The 16,522-nt window shown below is 63.1% G+C and carries 14 protein-coding genes; 1 reads left to right on the top strand and 13 read right to left on the bottom strand.

Annotated elements, in window-relative coordinates; genetic code table 11:
* Positions 1-2 precede the first annotated feature (2 nt).
* The 8 genes from H7698_RS00240 to H7698_RS00275 form a co-directional block, all read right to left on the bottom strand.
* Complete coding sequence (locus tag H7698_RS00240; RefSeq protein WP_194690299.1) at positions 3-1,157, bottom strand: acyl-CoA dehydrogenase family protein; 1,155 nt, start codon at positions 1,155-1,157, stop codon at positions 3-5.
* A gap of 13 nt (positions 1,158-1,170) precedes the next feature.
* Positions 1,171-2,358: an acyl-CoA dehydrogenase family protein gene (locus H7698_RS00245; RefSeq protein ID WP_194690300.1), complete on the bottom strand. Its 1,188-nt coding sequence runs from the start codon at positions 2,356-2,358 to the stop codon at positions 1,171-1,173.
* Between the two features lie 67 nt (positions 2,359-2,425).
* Positions 2,426-3,595, bottom strand: a complete 1,170-nt coding sequence (locus H7698_RS00250) for an acyl-CoA dehydrogenase family protein (RefSeq protein ID WP_194690301.1) — start codon at positions 3,593-3,595, stop codon at positions 2,426-2,428.
* 10 nt (positions 3,596-3,605) lie between these two features.
* The gene (locus H7698_RS00255; protein WP_194690302.1) at positions 3,606-4,784 is read right to left on the bottom strand and encodes a lipid-transfer protein; all 1,179 of its coding nucleotides are present in this window, start codon (positions 4,782-4,784) and stop codon (positions 3,606-3,608) included.
* Positions 4,785-4,803: 19 nt separating this feature from the next.
* Entirely contained in the window at positions 4,804-5,223 is a 420-nt protein-coding gene (locus tag H7698_RS00260) for a MaoC family dehydratase (RefSeq protein WP_194690303.1), read from the bottom strand.
* On the bottom strand, positions 5,195-6,328 hold the full coding sequence (locus H7698_RS00265) for an acyl-CoA dehydrogenase family protein (RefSeq protein ID WP_194690304.1): 1,134 nt from the start codon (positions 6,326-6,328) through the stop codon (positions 5,195-5,197). Before H7698_RS00265 ends, H7698_RS00260 begins: the two co-directional genes overlap by 29 nt.
* 8 nt (positions 6,329-6,336) lie before the next feature.
* Complete coding sequence (locus H7698_RS00270) at positions 6,337-7,314, bottom strand: bifunctional MaoC family dehydratase N-terminal/OB-fold nucleic acid binding domain-containing protein (RefSeq protein WP_194690305.1); 978 nt, start codon at positions 7,312-7,314, stop codon at positions 6,337-6,339.
* Positions 7,315-7,371: 57 nt separating this feature from the next.
* Complete coding sequence (locus H7698_RS00275; protein WP_194690306.1) at positions 7,372-8,157, bottom strand: SDR family oxidoreductase; 786 nt, start codon at positions 8,155-8,157, stop codon at positions 7,372-7,374.
* 149 nt (positions 8,158-8,306) lie between these two features.
* Between H7698_RS00275 and H7698_RS00280 the strand changes: the two genes are divergently transcribed.
* The gene (locus H7698_RS00280; RefSeq protein ID WP_194690307.1) at positions 8,307-9,092 is read left to right on the top strand and encodes an enoyl-CoA hydratase; all 786 of its coding nucleotides are present in this window, start codon (positions 8,307-8,309) and stop codon (positions 9,090-9,092) included.
* Positions 9,093-9,115: 23 nt separating this feature from the next.
* Here the strand turns inward: H7698_RS00280 and H7698_RS00285 are convergent, their stop codons facing one another.
* The 5 genes from H7698_RS00285 to H7698_RS00305 all read right to left on the bottom strand — a co-directional run bounded on the left by H7698_RS00285 (position 9,116) and on the right by H7698_RS00305 (position 16,468).
* Positions 9,116-10,729, bottom strand: coding sequence for a FadD3 family acyl-CoA ligase (locus tag H7698_RS00285; protein ID WP_194690308.1), 1,614 nt, complete (start codon positions 10,727-10,729; stop codon positions 9,116-9,118).
* A gap of 22 nt (positions 10,730-10,751) precedes the next feature.
* On the bottom strand, positions 10,752-11,780 hold the full coding sequence (locus H7698_RS00290; protein WP_194690309.1) for a ferredoxin--NADP reductase: 1,029 nt from the start codon (positions 11,778-11,780) through the stop codon (positions 10,752-10,754).
* Positions 11,777-13,471, bottom strand: a complete 1,695-nt coding sequence (locus tag H7698_RS00295) for an FAD-binding protein (RefSeq protein ID WP_194690310.1) — start codon at positions 13,469-13,471, stop codon at positions 11,777-11,779. Before H7698_RS00295 ends, H7698_RS00290 begins: the two co-directional genes overlap by 4 nt.
* A gap of 9 nt (positions 13,472-13,480) precedes the next feature.
* Positions 13,481-15,190: an FAD-dependent oxidoreductase gene (locus tag H7698_RS00300; RefSeq protein WP_194690311.1), complete on the bottom strand. Its 1,710-nt coding sequence runs from the start codon at positions 15,188-15,190 to the stop codon at positions 13,481-13,483.
* A gap of 90 nt (positions 15,191-15,280) precedes the next feature.
* The gene (locus tag H7698_RS00305) at positions 15,281-16,468 is read right to left on the bottom strand and encodes an acyl-CoA dehydrogenase family protein (RefSeq protein WP_194690312.1); all 1,188 of its coding nucleotides are present in this window, start codon (positions 16,466-16,468) and stop codon (positions 15,281-15,283) included.
* Positions 16,469-16,522 lie beyond the last annotated feature (54 nt).

Genomic DNA, 16,522 nt, shown 5'->3' on the forward strand with positions numbered 1-16,522 from the left:
TTTTACTTCTCCAAAGACTCGAAAGCGGCGTAGCGCGCACAGTGGAAATCACTGTCGCCCAGGCACGTCTGGGCCACGCGAATTCGCTTGAGATAAAGGCCTACGTCCAGTTCGTCAGTGACACCGATACCGCCGTGCATCTGCACCGCTTCATTGCTGACGAGGGCCGCGACTTCGCCCGTTTTCCATTTACCCAGGCTCACCAGGCGACCCCGTTCGGCTGCGGTCAAGGCGCCGTCGTCGAGGGCCGACAATGCCGCCATCACCGTGCTACGGGCCAGTTGCAGTTCCACATGCAAACGCGCCGCACGATGTTGCAAGGCCTGGAACGAGCCGATGGGAGCATCAAACTGGACGCGGGTCTTGAGGTAATCCAGGGTCAGGGCGAACAACTGCTCGGCAGCGCCCAGCAGCTCTGCAGCCAGGCACGCACGGCCGCGATCCAGCGCTTCGTCCAGAGCTGGCCACGCGGCTCCCACTGCACCGAGCAAGGCGTCGCTGCCCAGTTGTACCCCACGCAAACGCAGCTGCGCGCAATTGCGCGAGTCGATCAACGACAGCGCACTGACCTCCAGACCCGGCGCGTCTGCCGGCACCAGAAACACACTGATGCCCTGCTCTTCGCCCGCCTGGCCGCTGGTGCGTGCAGCAACCAGATAGGCATCGGCACCCAGGCCATCGATGACGAAAAACTTCTCACCGTCCAGACGATAACCACCGGCCTCGGCGGTCGCCGTCAACGCCGTGTACACCGGCCCGTGACGCGGTTTTTCTTCCAGAGCCAGGGCCAGACGCCGTTCACCACTTATCAACGCGCTCAGCCATTGATCCTGCTGCGCGGCAGACCCCGCCAGATGAATCAGCGAGCCACCGAGCACCACGCTGGATAGCAGCGGTGAGGCGGAAAGATTTCTCCCCATGGCCTCGAAAATCGGCCCCAGGCCCATGCAGCCAAATTCCAGTCCGCCGAGCGCCTCGGGGAACGGGATGCCGCTCCAGCCCAGACCTACGGCGTCTTGCCACAGCTGCAGATCGTAACCAGGCGCGCACGCCTCGTCTCGCAGGCGTCGCTGTGCCGTCACCGGGCTGCGCGCCGCAAGGAACTCGCGGGCACTGTCCGCCAACAGGCGTTGCTCTTCGCTATACACCAGACTCATGGTCAAACTCCCCTTAAACACTCGGCAGGTTCAAGACCCGCTTGGCGATGACATTCAACTGCACCTCCGACGAACCGCCAGAGATGGTCAAGGCATAGCTGTTGAGCCAGCCTCGGGTGATGGCCAGTTCCTGGCTGCTGAACGGCTCGCCTTCAACGCCCAATGCGCGGTAGCCGAGGGCATCGAGAAGGATCTCGAACTTGTCGCGCTCCTGCTCGGTGTGTACCAGCTTCATGATTGCCATGATCGCGCTGATGTCCAGGCCCGCCCTGGCCTCCTCACCCATGCGCTGCACGGTGAGGTTGTAGGCATGCTCATCCATTGCACAGGCCTGGGCGCGGGCACGCAGGGCCTGGTCAGCGGGTGACGGGCTGTCTGGCAAGTAGCGCTCGATCAAGGGCAGTAGATGAAAGTGCGTCGGCAGGCTGAATTCGCCGAACTTGGACATCGCCTTGCGCTCGTGCTGCAACAGGCTCTTGCCCAGGTTCCAGCCACCATTGAGTGGCCCGATCAACTGGCTCTGCGGAACCCGGACGTTGTCAAAGAACACCTGACAGAACGCCGACTTGCCGCTGATCAGATCAATCGGCGAGACGCTGACGCCCGGACTTTTCATGTCCAGCACAATCAGGCTGATGCCCTGGTGCTTGGGCGCCTTGAGGTCGGTGCGTACGAGGGCGTACATCCAGTCGGATTTATCGCCGTAGGAGGTCCAGATCTTGGTGCCGTTGACCACGAAGTCATCGCCATCGGCGACCGCCGAAGTTTTCAGGCTGGCGAGGTCAGAGCCGGCATTGGGCTCGGAAAAGCCCTGGCACCAGCGCACTTCGCCACGGCACATCGGCGGCAACAACGCCTGTTTCTGCGCTTCGCTGCCGAACTCCAGAAGCACCGGGCCGAGCATCCAGATACCCAGATTGATTTGCGCCGGCCGACATTTGAGCCGACGCAGTTCGCTTTCCAGAACTGCGTTGTATTCGGCACTCAGTCCGCCACCGCCATACTCGCTGGGCCACTGCGGGCAGAACCAGCCTTTGTCGCGCATGCGTTCGAACCAGACGCGGGCGTCGTCGCTGGGGAAGGTGATCTGACTTCCACCCCAGACCAGTTCGCCCTCGGGAGTGGCGGTGCGCAGCGACGGTGGGCAATTGGCTTCCAGCCATTGGCGCGTCGCTTGCCGGAATTGTTCGATTGCACTCATTCGTTCACCTGAAAGGGACGTTATTGTTATTCGTTTCAAGGGTACCGCTAGGCTCAACGTCTGTGGTTCAACGTCTGGTGCGCGGCATTCCCAGGCCAAACTGGGCGATCAGCTCGCGCTGGATTTCATTGGTACCGCCACCGAACGTCAGGTTAACCGACGCCCGTACTTCGTATTCAAGTTCCCCGAGTAAATAGGCGGCCGCCGAACCTGCACGGGTCAGGCCACTGGCACCGACGATGGCCGACAACTTGCGCAGGATCTCGATCGCCGACTCCGAACCGTAGACCTTGGTGGTCGAGGCCAGCGCAACGTCGACACGGTCGCGTTCGAGATCGGCAGCGATGCGAAAGTTGATCAGGCGCATGGCTTCAAGCCTTGCATAACATTCGGCCAGGTCGCGCCTGACCCAGCTATGGTCGGTGGCGCGATGGCCCTGCTCATCGGCGCAACGTGCCCACAGGTAGACCCGGCTGAACAGGCTGACGACTTTGTCGGACCACGCTCCCAGCCCCAGGCGTTCGTGATTGAGTTGTGCGGTGATGAGTTTCCAGCCGCCGTGCAACTCCCCCACCAGCATGTTCCGGGGCACCCGCACGTTATCGTAATACGTGGCGGCCGTGGGGTTACCGGACGTCGGAATCAGGGTGCTGGAGAAGCCTTCGGCCTGAGTATCAAGAATTAGGATCGAGATACCTTTGTGCCGCGCCTGTTCCGGGTCGGTACGTGCCGCCAGCCAGATGTAATCGGCCGAGTCGGCGCCCGAGGTCCAGAGCTTGCTGCCATTGACCAGGAAGCCGTCGGCATCTTCGCGCGCAGCGGTTTTGAGCACCGCCAGGTCGCTGCCGGCGCTGGCTTCGGAATAGCCGATGGCAAAGTTGATGTCACCGGCGGCGATGCCGGGCAGGAATTTTTCTTTTTGCAGCGCCGAGCCATGCGCCATCAAGGCCGGGCCGACGGTGCTGATGGTCACGAAGGGCAACGGCGCGCCGGCAATGTTGGCTTCTTCGAAGAAAATCAACTGCTCGGTGGCGGCATAACCCTGGCCGCCGTAAGCCTTGGGCCAGCCAACGGCCAGCCAGCCATCACGGCCGATCTGGGCGATGGTGCGGCGGAACAGTTCGCCGCCTTCGGTGCCACGCATTTGCAGGCGTAGCTCGGGGGTCATCAGGTTCTGGAAATAGTCCCGGACCTTGAGCCGCAGAGCACGTTGTTCGGGGGTGAGATCGACGAACATGGGACGCTCCTTATACCGCGCCGAGAATCAGGCCACTGGTCGGCACGCCGGTTCCGGCAGTCACCAACACGTTTTCCACACTGTCCACCTGGTTGACCGCCGTACCACGGACCTGACGCACCGCTTCAGCGATGCCGTTCATGCCGTGAATGTAGGCTTCGCCCAACTGTCCGCCATGGGTGTTGATCGGCAGTTTTCCGCCACGGGCATGGTGCCCGGCACGAATGAATTCCTTGGCTTCGCCGCGCTCGGCAAAGCCGAACTCTTCCAGTTGCGCCAGTACAAATGGCGTGAAGTGGTCATAGATCACCGCAGTTTGAAAAGCGTCCGGACCCAGACCCGACTGGCTGTACAGCTCCTTGGCGACCACACCCATTTCCGGCAGGCCAGTGATGTCATCACGGTAGTAAGACGTCATCACTTGCTGCCCGGCGGCGATGCCCTGGGCGCCGGCCTTGATGATCACCGGTTTTTGCGGCAGGTCTTTGGCTCGCTCCGCCGAGGTGATGACCATGGCCACCGCGCCATCCGACTCCTGGCAGCAGTCAAGCAAGTGCAGCGGCTCGCAGATCCAGCGCGAGGCCTGGTGCTCCTCAAGGGTGATCGGCTTGCCATAGAAAAACGCCTGGGGGTTGGTCGCGGCGAAATCACGTACCGCAACTGCAACCCGGCCGAAGTCCTCGGAGGTCGCGCCGTAGGTGTGCATGTAACGCTGGGCGAACATCCCGACCCAGGCCGCCGGTGTGTGAAAGCCGTGGGGCATGTACCAGCCGTAATTGACGTTCTCGAATGTCGGTGTCGAGGCGAAGCCGTAACTGCCGGTGCCGAAGCGGTACCAGGAGCGTTCGTTCATCGCCCGATAAACCACCACCACCTTGGCCACGCCGGTGGCCACCGCCATCGCGGCGTGCATCACCGGTCCGCAGGCGGCGCCGCCACCGTGGGGCACCTGGGAGAAGAACTTCACGTCTTTACAGCCCAGCAGGCGGGCAATTTCGTACTCCGGCACCTTGTCGACCGAATAGGAGCTGAAGCCCTCAACCTCGCTGGGATCGATCCCGGCGTCCTTGAGTGCTGCCAGGGTCGCTTCCATGGCCAGGCGCAGCTCAGTGCGTCCGGAATTCTTGGAAAACTCGGTCGCGCCCAGCCCGACAATGGCGGCGCGCCCGGAAATCGACGAATTCGTCATCTTTGATGTCTCCCGCGAATTAGGGCAGAACCAGCGCGACCGTTCCGGTCACGTGATTGCCCATGGAATTTTTGCCCTTGAGGGTCACGACCAGGCTGCGCGTAGCGGCATCCTGATAGGTCACTTCGCCGCTGAAGATCATGCTGTCGCCGGGATAGTTCGGCGCGCCCAGCTTGATTTTCAGCGAACGGAACTGCACCTGCGGACCGCTCCATTGCTCGATGAAGCGTTGCACCAGGCCGTTGGTGGTCAGGATGTTCATGAAGATGTTCGGCGAGCCCAGTTCGCGAGCCGCCTCCAGGTCATGGTGGCCGGGAAAGTAGTCACGGGTGGCAATCGCTCCGCCAGCAATCAGGCCGACCGTGATCGGAATCGTCAGCTCGGGCAGTTGTTCGCCGGTGCGTACATCTTCAAAGCGCTTGGTGTTCATCGAGGTCATATTTCCATCCCAAGGTGTCGTTATCGCTCAGCCAGTCGCCGAGACGTTCCAGGATCACCGACGATCCTCCCAATGCACTGCTCAATGCCCGGCTCCAATACAGGAACCGGTGGATCGGGTACGTCAGGTCGACGCCGATACCGCCGTGCACATGCTGTGCGTTGTGGCCGATGCGGTGCCCGGCTTCGCACGCCAGGTACGCTGTCGCCAGGGCCTCGGAAGGTGCCCGCAGACCGGCGTCCAGGCGATAGCACAATTGCCACAGCGCACTGCGCAGCACTTCAAGGTGGACGTGTGTGTCGGCCATGCTCATTTGCACGGCCTGAAAACTGCCGATGCTGCGGTCGAACTGCTGGCGCTCGCTGACATAGGCCACGGTGCGGTGAACCTGCTCGGCGCTGACGCCCAGTTGCAGCGACGCCAGGGCGGCAATGGCACGCGGTGCCAGCCAGTCCAGCGCGGCCACGGGTAGCACCTGATGCTTGTTCAGGGCAACGCCTTCAAAGCTCAGGTCAGCCACGGCTTCGCCATGGGTCATGACCCCTGGCACGCTGCTGATTCCCGCCTGAAGCAGGTCAATCAGTACCAGCCGTGGCTGGCCCATGACCCGGGCCAACACCAGTGCAGCCATCGATTGTTCGGCCAGGGCCAGCGCCGCAATCCGTCCGTTGAGGCGCCAGCCGTCGGCCTCGGCGCTGGCCTGAAGTTCGATGCCGCGCACGCTCGTCAGGCCATCCAGGGTCAAGGTCAGCAAACCGGTGGCTGCCACGGCCTGCTCGACCCACGGCGCCAATGAGGCATCGCCGAATTCGGCCAGCGTGGCCGCCGCCAGCTGGTGCCGCCACAGCGGAACCTGCGCCAGAGCACCGCCCTGGGCATCGAGGATTTGCATCAGCTCGGTCATTCCCAGCCCGCTGCCACCGGCCGCTTCGGGGATGGCCAGGGCATGGAGGCCGGTTTCCACACAACTGGTCCAAAGGTCCTGCATATAGGCCTGCCCCGAAAGATCCCAGTCACGCAGGCGCTCGTCGGTGCAGTAGTCGCTCATCAGGCTGCCCGCCATTTCGGCAATGGCACGCTGGTCTTCATTGAGTTCGAAATCCATACCGCCCCCTACTCTGCCAACGGCCGGAACAACGGCAACGCCAGATCGTCGTCGAAGGTCTGGAACTCGACCTGCAGTCGCTGACCGATTCTGATGTCTTCACACTTGACGTCCGCCAGGCCGGCGATCAGGCGTACACCTTCGTCCAGCTCGATCAGGCCGATCGGATTGGGATGATCGAAAGGCGCCACTTGCGGGTAGTGCATCACGACGAAGGAATACAAGCGCCCTTTGCCACTGGCTTGCAGGGTGTCCCAGTCGAAGGAGTGACACTCGATACAGACCGGTGCCGGCGGGTGACGCAAGGTGGCGCACTGAGTGCAGCGCTGGATCAACAGCTTGCCTTCCTTGCAGCCGTCCCAGAAAAACCGGGTGTCATCGCTCATGCCGGGGGCCGGCCGCTTGGCGACCACGGGCTCGACGCTGGCCTGCGCCGGCGTCTCGGGTTTTCCCACATTCGCCGGGCGGAACTTGAAGACCCGGAACAACAGCTCGCCGACCTTTTCGTCGCCCGAGGCCTGTTGCGAGTAGTAGGTCATGACCAGGGTGACAAAAAAACCGGTCCCCAGGCCGGTGGTCTTTTCCTCGCCGACGGAATCCAGTCGCGTGGTGTAGTAGAGCTTTTCACCCAGGCGCACATTGCGCTCGAAGGTCAGCTCCGAGTTCACCGCCACCACCGACGGGTAGCCGTAGCTCTCGATCAGGACGAGCACCTCATAGGGATTGTCGGTGGTCGAGCCCGGCGCGTAGTTGTTGATGTGAAAGCCTTCCATGCACCAGATCTGCAGCATGGGGGGCGGCGCGATAATGCCGTCATTGCAGCTGGTGGCGGCCGTCAAGGGGTCGGTGTAGAGCGGGTTTTCAAGGCCGATGACTTCGCACCACTGGCGAATCATCGGCGCATTGACTTCGTCCCAGGCGTTCACGCGACCGTATTGGCGCCCAACCAGGGCGCGTACTTTGGATAGCAATTCTGGATCAGCCAAGTTCGTCTCCTGCGTGTTCAAAGTGGCGCCCGGTATTGCAACGCCGACGTGGGTCGATCAGTGCGGCGCAACCTGCGCAGCACCGAGATAAGCCGGGCGTTCACCGCCACCGTGGAGCAACAAATTACAACCGCTGGCGTATGTGGCCAGCGCGGAAGCGATGTACAGGCAGGCGTTGCCGATGTCTTCCGGCACCGCCATGCGCCCTGCCGGGATACCGGCACTGACGGCGGCGATTCCGGCCTCATCGCCGTAGTGCACGTGGGCCAATTCGGTACGCACCAGCCCCGGGCTCACAGCCACGACCCGAACCTTGGGCGCCCATTCCGCCGCCAGCGACTGGACCAGAGCCAGCACGCCGGCCTTGGCCGCGCCGTAAGCCGCAGTCCCCGGCGAGGCACGCAGACCGCTGATGCTGCCGATAAAGACGATGCAACCGCCCTCGGGTTGGCTTTGCATCAGCAGGTTGGCTTGCTGGGCGACGTTGAGCGGGGCAATCAGATTGAGGCGGATAATCCCCTCATGAAACCGTGGAGAGGCGCTGGCGGCATCCGCTGACGGGCTTCCGCCGGCGTTGTTAATCAGCACATCGAGGCGCCCGTATTCGCTGCGGATACGTTCAAACAGGCCTTGCAAGGAAGCCTGGTCACGCACGTCGGCGACCATGAAATCCGCCTGCGCATCCGCCACGCCCGGCACTTGCTCAGGCTCATTGCGCCCACACACGATGACCCTGGCACCCGCGGCGAGAAAGCTGCGGGCAATACCCGCACCGATGCCCTTGGTTCCGCCGGTGACCAATACCACCTTGCCGTTGTAATCCAGCCCCGAGTGACCACTCATGGCACGCTCCTCATGCTTGTGTTGAGGGTCACTCTAGGGACAAAACCGCTCGGCCACGTCGTCTGAACGGACGATGAAGTGTAGCGCCACGCTCGCAACAATCCGCCAAATGGCGCCGGCTCTGCGGTGCCTATTACCTGAGGTTGATCATGTCTGACTCACTGACCGCGCCCGTGCTGCTGGAGTACCCGGCCCCTGGAGTCGCCCTGGTGCGGCTCAACCGCCCGCACGCCACCAATGCCCTGAGCCTGGAACTGCAGGCACTGCTGTCGCACTACTTCATTGAATTGGGGAACAACCCCGAGGTGCGCTGCATCCTGCTGACCGGCGGCGACAAGGTGTTCGCCGCCGGTGGCGATATCAACAGCCTGGCAGGAGTGGGTCCGATCGATATTTACCAGCGCCATACCGAACGGGTCTGGGCGCCCATCCAGCATTGCCCCAAGCCGGTGATCGCGGCGGTGTGCGGCTATGCCTATGGCGGGGGCTGCGAGCTGGCGATGCTCGCCGACATCATTGTGGCCGGGCACAGTGCGCGTTTCTGCCAGCCGGAGATCCGCATCGGCATCATGCCCGGCATTGGCGGCACCCAGCGCCTGGTACGCGCGGTGGGCAAGGCCAAAGCCATGCGCATGGCGTTGACCGGTCAGCCGATCACAGCGCAAGAAGCGTGGATTTCCGGTCTGGTCAGTGAGGTGACAGAGGACGATCAGGTGCAAGCCCATGCCTTGAAACTGGCCCAGGTCATTGCCGCCATGCCGCCACTGGCCGCCGAGCAAATCAAGGAAGTCATCCTCGCCGGCATGGACGCTCCGCTGGAGACGGGCCTGGCGCTGGAACGCAAGGCCAATGCCTTGTTGTTTGCCTCGCGGGATCAGAAGGAAGGCATGCAGGCCTTTATCGATAAAAGGCCTGCGCAGTTCGAGGGACGCTGAGTGCAGCGGCGGGCTATTCAGCCTTAGCCCGCCACCGCGTCGCGCAACTCGCTTTTGACGACCTTGTTCGACGCATTCACCGGCAGCTCCGTGAAGAAACGAACCTGGCGCGGCACCTTGTAGTTGGCCATGCGTTCTCTCGCCCAGGCGATCAGCGATGGCTCGTCCAGCTCCCGGTCCTGACGCAACACCACGCAGGCGCAACCCACTTCCCCCATGCGTTCATCCGCCACGCCGATCACCGCGACCTGCGCGATGGCCGGGTGTTCGATCAAGCCGGCCTCGATCTCTGCCGGGTAGCAGTTGAAGCCTCCGACAATAAACATGTCCTTGAGCCGATCGGTGATTTGCAGGTTGCCGTGGGCGTCCAGGTTGCCAATATCACCGGTGTGCAGCCAGCCGTCGGCATCGATGGCCTGGGCCGTGGCCTCGGGGTCGTTGAAGTAACCGCGCATCACGTGAAAACCGCGCAGGCAGATTTCCCCTGACTCACCCGCCGCTAACGGTTGGTTGTCTGTCGACCGGATGCACACTTCAGTGCCTTCGATCGCCCGTCCACTGGTGGCCGCGACGATGCCGGCGGGATCATCCGGGTTGCAGATGGTTGCCAGGCCGCCGCATTCGGTCAGGCCGTAGGCCGTAGTCACCACGGCGACCCCCAGTTCTTTGCGCATGCGTTCGATCAGCACCGGCGGGATGGTCGATGATCCCGTCACGGCAATGCGCAGGCTCGACAGGTCGGTCTCGGCCAGTCGCGGGTGCGCGAGCATCGACAGGTACAGTGTCGGCGGCCCTGGCAATACGCTGATGCGCTCGGCGGCAATGCGCTGGAACACCGCTTCGGCGTCGAACACCGCATGGGGCAGGATGGTTGCGCCGGCCAGCAGGCAGGTCAGCCAGCCGGCCTTGTAGCCAAAGGCATGGAAGAACGGATTGATGATCAGGTAACGGTCACCCGGCCGCAGGCCGATGACCCTGACATATTCGTTGTACGCCCGCAGGGTTTGCCCATGGGCACTCATCACGCCCTTGGGTTTGCCGGTGGTGCCGGAGGTGAAGAGCAGGTCGGACAAGTCCCGCGGATCGACGGCGACTGCACGCTGGCGGGCTTGCAATTCGCTGACCGTTTCACCCTTGGCGAGAAAACCTTCCCAACCCAGGTCCGTGGCCAACTGCGGTTGCGTGGTACCGAACACCACCAGGTGCTCCAGACTCGCCGGACGCAGCGGCGCCAGCATCGCCTGGTAGTCCAGGCCCAGAAAATCGCCCTGCATCATCAGCACTCGCGCCTGGCTGCGCGCCAGAATATCCGCAGCCTCGGCGCCTTTCATGCGGGTGTTGATCGGAACCAGTACAGCACCTGCGCAATGCACGCCCAGAGCCGCGATGACCCAGTCGCGGCAGTTCGGCGCCCAGATCGCCACTCGGTCGCCAGCGCCGATACCCAGCGCCATCAGGCTGCGGCACACGCCGAGTGCCAGTGCCGGTAAATCCCGGTAGTCGGTGGCCAGACCGTCTTCTTCGATGGCCGCCCGACCAGCGAAGCGCTCGGCACTGGCGAACAGCAAGGCGGGAATCGACAAGGGCAAAGGGTTCCAGGCAGACAAGGTGCCCGGCAATGCAGAACATGCAGTCATAGTGACAAACTCGGCTATCGGGTTATTCGGGAAAGAGCACCCGCAGGTGCTCGCTGCGGGCCAGCGACTGGCAGGCCAGCGTCCAGCCCTGATCGATCTCGTGTTGATCGAGGGCATCGTTGCGCAGCATCTGCACCTCGCCACTTTCGACGGTGCACATACAGGTGGCGCAGGAGCCGACCAGGCAGGAACTCGGGGGTTGCAGACCCGCCCTGCGCATGGCATCGAGCAGGGTTTCACCTTCGGCGCAGGGCACCTCGAACTCTTCGCCGTCCAGGCGCACGGAAAGCTGACTACCCGGGCGGCTGGTATCGACGGCGACCGGCGCTTGGACCTCACCCTCCTCAGGCAACGAAACGAAGCGTTCGACATGGACCTTTGCTGCCGGCATATCCAGGCTCTGCAAGGCGCTTACGGCGGCATCCATGAACGGACCGGGGCCGCAGATAAACGCCTCGGCCTGGGCAAACGGACGAGCCAGCTCCGTCAGTTGACTGACCGCCGGAATGCCTTGAACGGAGTCCAGCCAATGCACCACTTGCAAGCGCTGTGGGTGCGCACTGGCCAGGGCCTTGAGCTCGTCGCGGAAGATCACCGAGGCTTCGTCACGGTTGGCGTAGATCAGCAGAATTCGTCCGGAACCTGCCAACAACGCCGAACGCAGGATCGACAGTATCGGGGTTACGCCGCTCCCACCGCTGAACAACAGCAGGTCGGCGTCCAGATGGCGCGGTACAAAAACCCCGGCAGGCACCAGCACCTGCAAACGGTCTCCCGCTTGCACGTTGTCGCAGAGCCAATTCGAGGCGCGCCCGTCACGCACCCGTTTGATCGTGACCCTGAGCGGCTCGTCGAGCAGCGGCGTACTCGACAGCGAGTAGCAGCGCGGTAACCAGCCACCTTCGTGCGGCACCCGCAGGGTCAGAAACTGCCCGGGGCGATAGCGGAAACGCTCGATCAGCTCTTCGGGCACTTCGAACGCCAGGGAGCGGCTGTCGGCGGTCTCTTCAATCACGTGCGTCACGCGCACTGACAGGTAATCCAGGCTCATATCAATGGCTCGCTGAGTTCGACGTTGACGTTGGCGCTGGCAGTCGTCAGCGACCGTCCGGCGCGCCGTCCGGAAAACACGCAATCGGCCAGTGACAGGCCGCTGACGTACAGGTGTGAAGGAATGCCAATGGCGGTGCGCCCGGCCGCGTAGAGGCCGGGGATCAGCTGCCCCTGATCGTCCACGACGGCGCCTGTGTCTTCATTGACCTTGAGGCCGCCGAGGGTCAACGCGCCCATGGGGAACAGGCGGTTGCCGACAGAAATGTCGCAGGCGTAATACGGCCCCTGATCGAGCACCTGACGACTGTCTGGGGACTTGCCAAAGGCATCCTCGGCATCACCTCGGGCGGCGGCGTTGTAGGCAACCAGCGAGCTGCGCAGCACATCGGCGCGCATGCCGGTGACCTGGGCCAGTTGCTCGATGCTCTGACCCTTGCGCACACCGCGCAGCATCAGCACCAGTGCCGGCAGACTCTGGAACCACCAGTAACCGGCGAACAGCGCCTGCTTGATCGACTGTTTCCGCAAACGTGCGTCGAGCACCAGCCAGGCCTTGCCGCCCTGCTCTTCGCACAAGGGCTGGCCCAGCGTCGCCCCGTAGACTTCTTCGTTGACGAAACGCTGGCCGAGGGTGTTGACCACAATCCCTTTGGGCCAGCACAGCGGCGGGTTGATAAAGCGCCAGGCCGAGACCCGCTGCAACCGATCACTCACCGCGCCGGCGCTCAGCCCCAGACGCAGACCGCTGCCGTCGCAGCCCGTCGCGCCGACCTTGAAGTTGCGTCGAAACTTCGGCGCATGCTCGCTGATCATCTCGCGATTGAAGATAAATCCGCCGGTACTCAGCACCACCCCGCGCCAGGCACGCACCAGGCGCGGGCGGGCGAAGTCACGCTCCAGCTGATGCACGCGCTTGCGCAAACTGTCGCAATAGCGAGGGGCAAAGTTTTGCAGGCGCTCAGCCCGCGCCGCCCATTTGGCATGCAACTGCGCCTGTTCACTGCCGGCCGGCAAGCACCACAGTTCGGCACCCAACACGTTCCCGGCGCGATCCGTCACCAGTCGCCGGGCAGCTGCCTGGAGTTGGGTACGGACGCCGTTGAGCAGGCACGCGGACTTGAGGTGCGCATACAGCACCGCGCCGCATTGACCCTTGCCCACCGTGCGATGACCGCGCGGTGCAGGTGCCATTTGATCGCGGTGCGAAGGCACCAGCTCATTGCCGGAGTAATAAAGAAATTTGCCATCAGGCGGGTACGAGGTCTTGCCACCGGGTGGCATGGTATGGGCGTAGGGCGCGCCGTGGCTTTCCAGCCACGCCAGGTTGGCGGCACTGTCGCGGCAAAAACGCTGCAAGGTGGCGTCAGCGACCACACCCTGGGTTTCGTGCTTGAGGTAGGTGAACATCGCCTCTGGGGTGTCGGCGAAGCCCGCCGTCTTTTGTTGGCGGGTACCACCACCGGCGTAGACGACGCCGCCGCTTTTGGCGCTGGCACCGCCGCCGGTAAAGCGATCGGCCACCAACACATCGGCGCCACTGGCCCTGGCCTCAAGGGCGGCGCAGGCACCCGCCGCTCCCCAGCCAATCACCAGCACATCACAGTAATCATCCCAGTGCAGCGCGTCGGCATCGGCCACCTGCAATGCTGGCTGAATCGGGGTACAGGTCGAGTTGACAGCGGCAGGCATGGCAGGTCCTCAACGTTGAGCAGCGATGTGATTGGCCGCTATGTAGCCGAAGGTCATGGCCGGACCGAGGGTCCCGCCCGCGCCGGGATAGCTGGTGCCCATGACCGACGCCGAACAGTTGCCAATGGCGTACAGGCCGGGAATTGCTTCGCCGTCCTGACTGACGACCTGGGCGTGTTCGTTGGTGAGCAGACCGCCCTTGGTGCCGATATCGCCGGCATCCAGGCGCATCGCGTAATACGGCCCCTTGGTCAGCGGCGCCAGGCATGGATTGGGTTTCACATTGCTGTCGCCGTAGTAACAGTCGAAGACGTTCCCGCCACGGCCGAAGTCGGCATCGACGCCGCTGCGGGCGTACTCATTCATGCGCGTCACGGTCTGTTCCAGCCCGAGGCTGTCGACCCCGATCTGCGCGGCCAGCGCCGACAGGTTGTCCGCCTTGAAGTACAAGGCGTTGAGCCATTCCTTGCGCAAGCGGCTGTCGGGCATGACCTGGGCCGGCATCAACGGGCCCATGGCGTAGTTGAAGCGAAAGTGTCCATCGAAGATCACCCAGGCCGGAATCGACTTTCCGCCGGTGCTCTGGTTGTCGCGGTACATGGCGTCGACAAACTCCAGGTATGGCGCAGCTTCGTTGACAAACCTCCGGCCCAGGCTGTTGACCACAATGGCACCGGGGAAAGCACGCTCGGCGAACACACCCCGTGGCTTGTCTTCACCCGGCACGGCAATGGTCGGTGCCCACCAGGCCCAGTCCATCAGTGCCGTTGCCGCGCCCAGTGCAGTACCGGCCTCCAGGGCGGCGCCGGTGTTGTTGCCCGGTGGCGTGGCGCTCCAGTCGCGCTGGGTTGGCTGCGGCAGATAACGCTCGCGCAACGCCTGATTCTGCTCGAAGCCGCCCGAACCGAAGATCACCCCATGCCGCGCCTGCAGCTGCAGCGTCTGACCGTCACGGCAGACCTGCACGCCAGTGACGCGGCCATTGTCGGTCAGCAGTGACTGGAAATCGGTGTTCAGCCACAGCGGAATGTCGCGGTCCATCAACGAGCGACGCAATGAGGCGACCAGAGAACTGCCCAAAGCGGCGCGGCGGTCACGACGGCTCTTGCGACGCCATTTGAAATCCAGCTTGTAACGCAGCATCAGGCCGAGAATCAGCAAGCGCCAACCGAATGAGCGAGACATGGCTTTGTGCGCGTGCCGGGCGGTCCAGGCAATACGCCCCATCAGCAGGGTCGACGGTGAAGGTGCCCGCAGGTTGGACAGCTCATCACCCAGCAGGCTGGTGTCGAACAATTCCGGGTCCAGGGTACGACCGCCCGCCAGTGAGCCTGGCAGATGCGGGTAATAATCCGGGTACTTCTCTGCCACGGCGTAGCGCACATGGCTGTTGTTTTCCAGTGCCTCAATCATCTTCGGCGCGTGTTTCAGGTAGGCGCGCAAACGCGTTTCATCGCCATGTTCACCCGTCGCCGCCTTGAGGTATTGCAGGGCCAGTTCAAAACTGTCGCGACCGCCCTTGGCGGAAAAATAGTGATTGTTGGGAATCCAGATCCCGCCACCGGAAATCGCCGACGTCCCGCCGAACTTGTCGCTTTTTTCCACCACCAGCACCGACAGATTCTGCTCGGCGGCAAACAGCGCCGAGGTCATTGCACCGGCGCCGGAGCCGACGACGATCACGTCGTAGTGGGAAACAGGCTGAGCTTTAGCTGTCATTATTCTTGTGCCTTGGCTGTAATCGCAAAGATCCCGGCATGCCGGCCAGGGGTTGGCAGTCCCGGACCTGCGCGCAAGTCCGGGCACGGCTCAAACGTATGGATCAGGATTGGGCAAGCCCATCTGTACTGCCCCGAGGCTGCGACTGAACGCCATGTAGTTGTTGGCGATATGCCCGCGCGCCTGGTGCAGGTCGCGGAACAGGCGCGCAACCGGGTTGGTGTTGTACAGCCCGGACGCGGCCATGCAGCGCAGCAGTTCGTTGACCTTCTCGGCGCAGATGTTGGTGACGTAAGAAGACTGGTAGCGGTACAGCAAACGGGTTTCCACGTCCGGGTACTCGCCCGCCTCGGCCAGTTTCATCAGGTGCGCATAATTGCGCTCCAGCACCAGCCTCAGGCTGTCGACAATGATCGTGGCCTCCGCCACCGTGGTTTGTGCCACGGGGTCGTCCGCGGTTTTCATCCCGTGTTTGCCGATGTGCGCAGCGGCGTTGGCGCGGAACTCGTTGATCGCCCCTTGCAAGGCACCAATCGCCGAGGAGGAGACCGCACGGGTAAACACCTGGGCAAACGGAATGGCGTAGATCGGGTTGGTGTTGACCAGTCGCCCCGGCGTGGCGTCGATCGTGCAGTTGTTGGTGCGTTGCACGCGGTGTGCCGGCACGAAGGCATCCTCGACCACGATGTCGTGGCTGCCGGTTCCGCGCAGGCCCAGGACGTCCCAGTTATGCTCGATACGGTAGTCACTGCGCGGGATCAGGAAGGTCCCGTGCTCGGCCGGCTGGTCTCCATCGGCTGGCAGCACGCCACCCAGGAAACACCACTGACAGTGCTCGCTGCCGCTGGAGAAACCCCAGCGACCGCTGATGCGGTAGCCACCTTCGACCACCGTGACCTTGGCCACCGGCATGTAGGTGGAGGAAATCAGCGTCGACTGATCCTGGCCCCAGACATCGCGTTGGGCTTCGATCGGGTAGCGCGCCAGTTGCCAGGGGTGCACGCCCATCACGCCGTAGATCCATGCGGTGGACATACAGCCTTCGGCGAGGATCATCTGGATTTCGAAAAAGGTGCGCGGGTCGACTTCGTAGCCGCCGAATGCCCGGGGTTGCAGCGCTCGCAACAGGCCGGTCTCTTGCAGCTCGAATATCGTTTCGTCCGGTACCCGGAACTCGCGATCAGCTCGCGCGGTGCGGTTTTTGAGTGCTGGCACCAGGCGCCGAGCGTGTTCCAGCAGCTGGATTTCTTCCGGCGTTTTTACTCGCATGCTGTCCATCCGTTCGTTCTCCCAATCTCGTTGCGCGGTTGCGCGAGCCTTGGTTGATGATCG

This window comes from Pseudomonas sp. p50(2008), from assembly GCF_015351605.1.
Taxonomy (GTDB): Bacteria; Pseudomonadota; Gammaproteobacteria; order Pseudomonadales; family Pseudomonadaceae; genus Aquipseudomonas.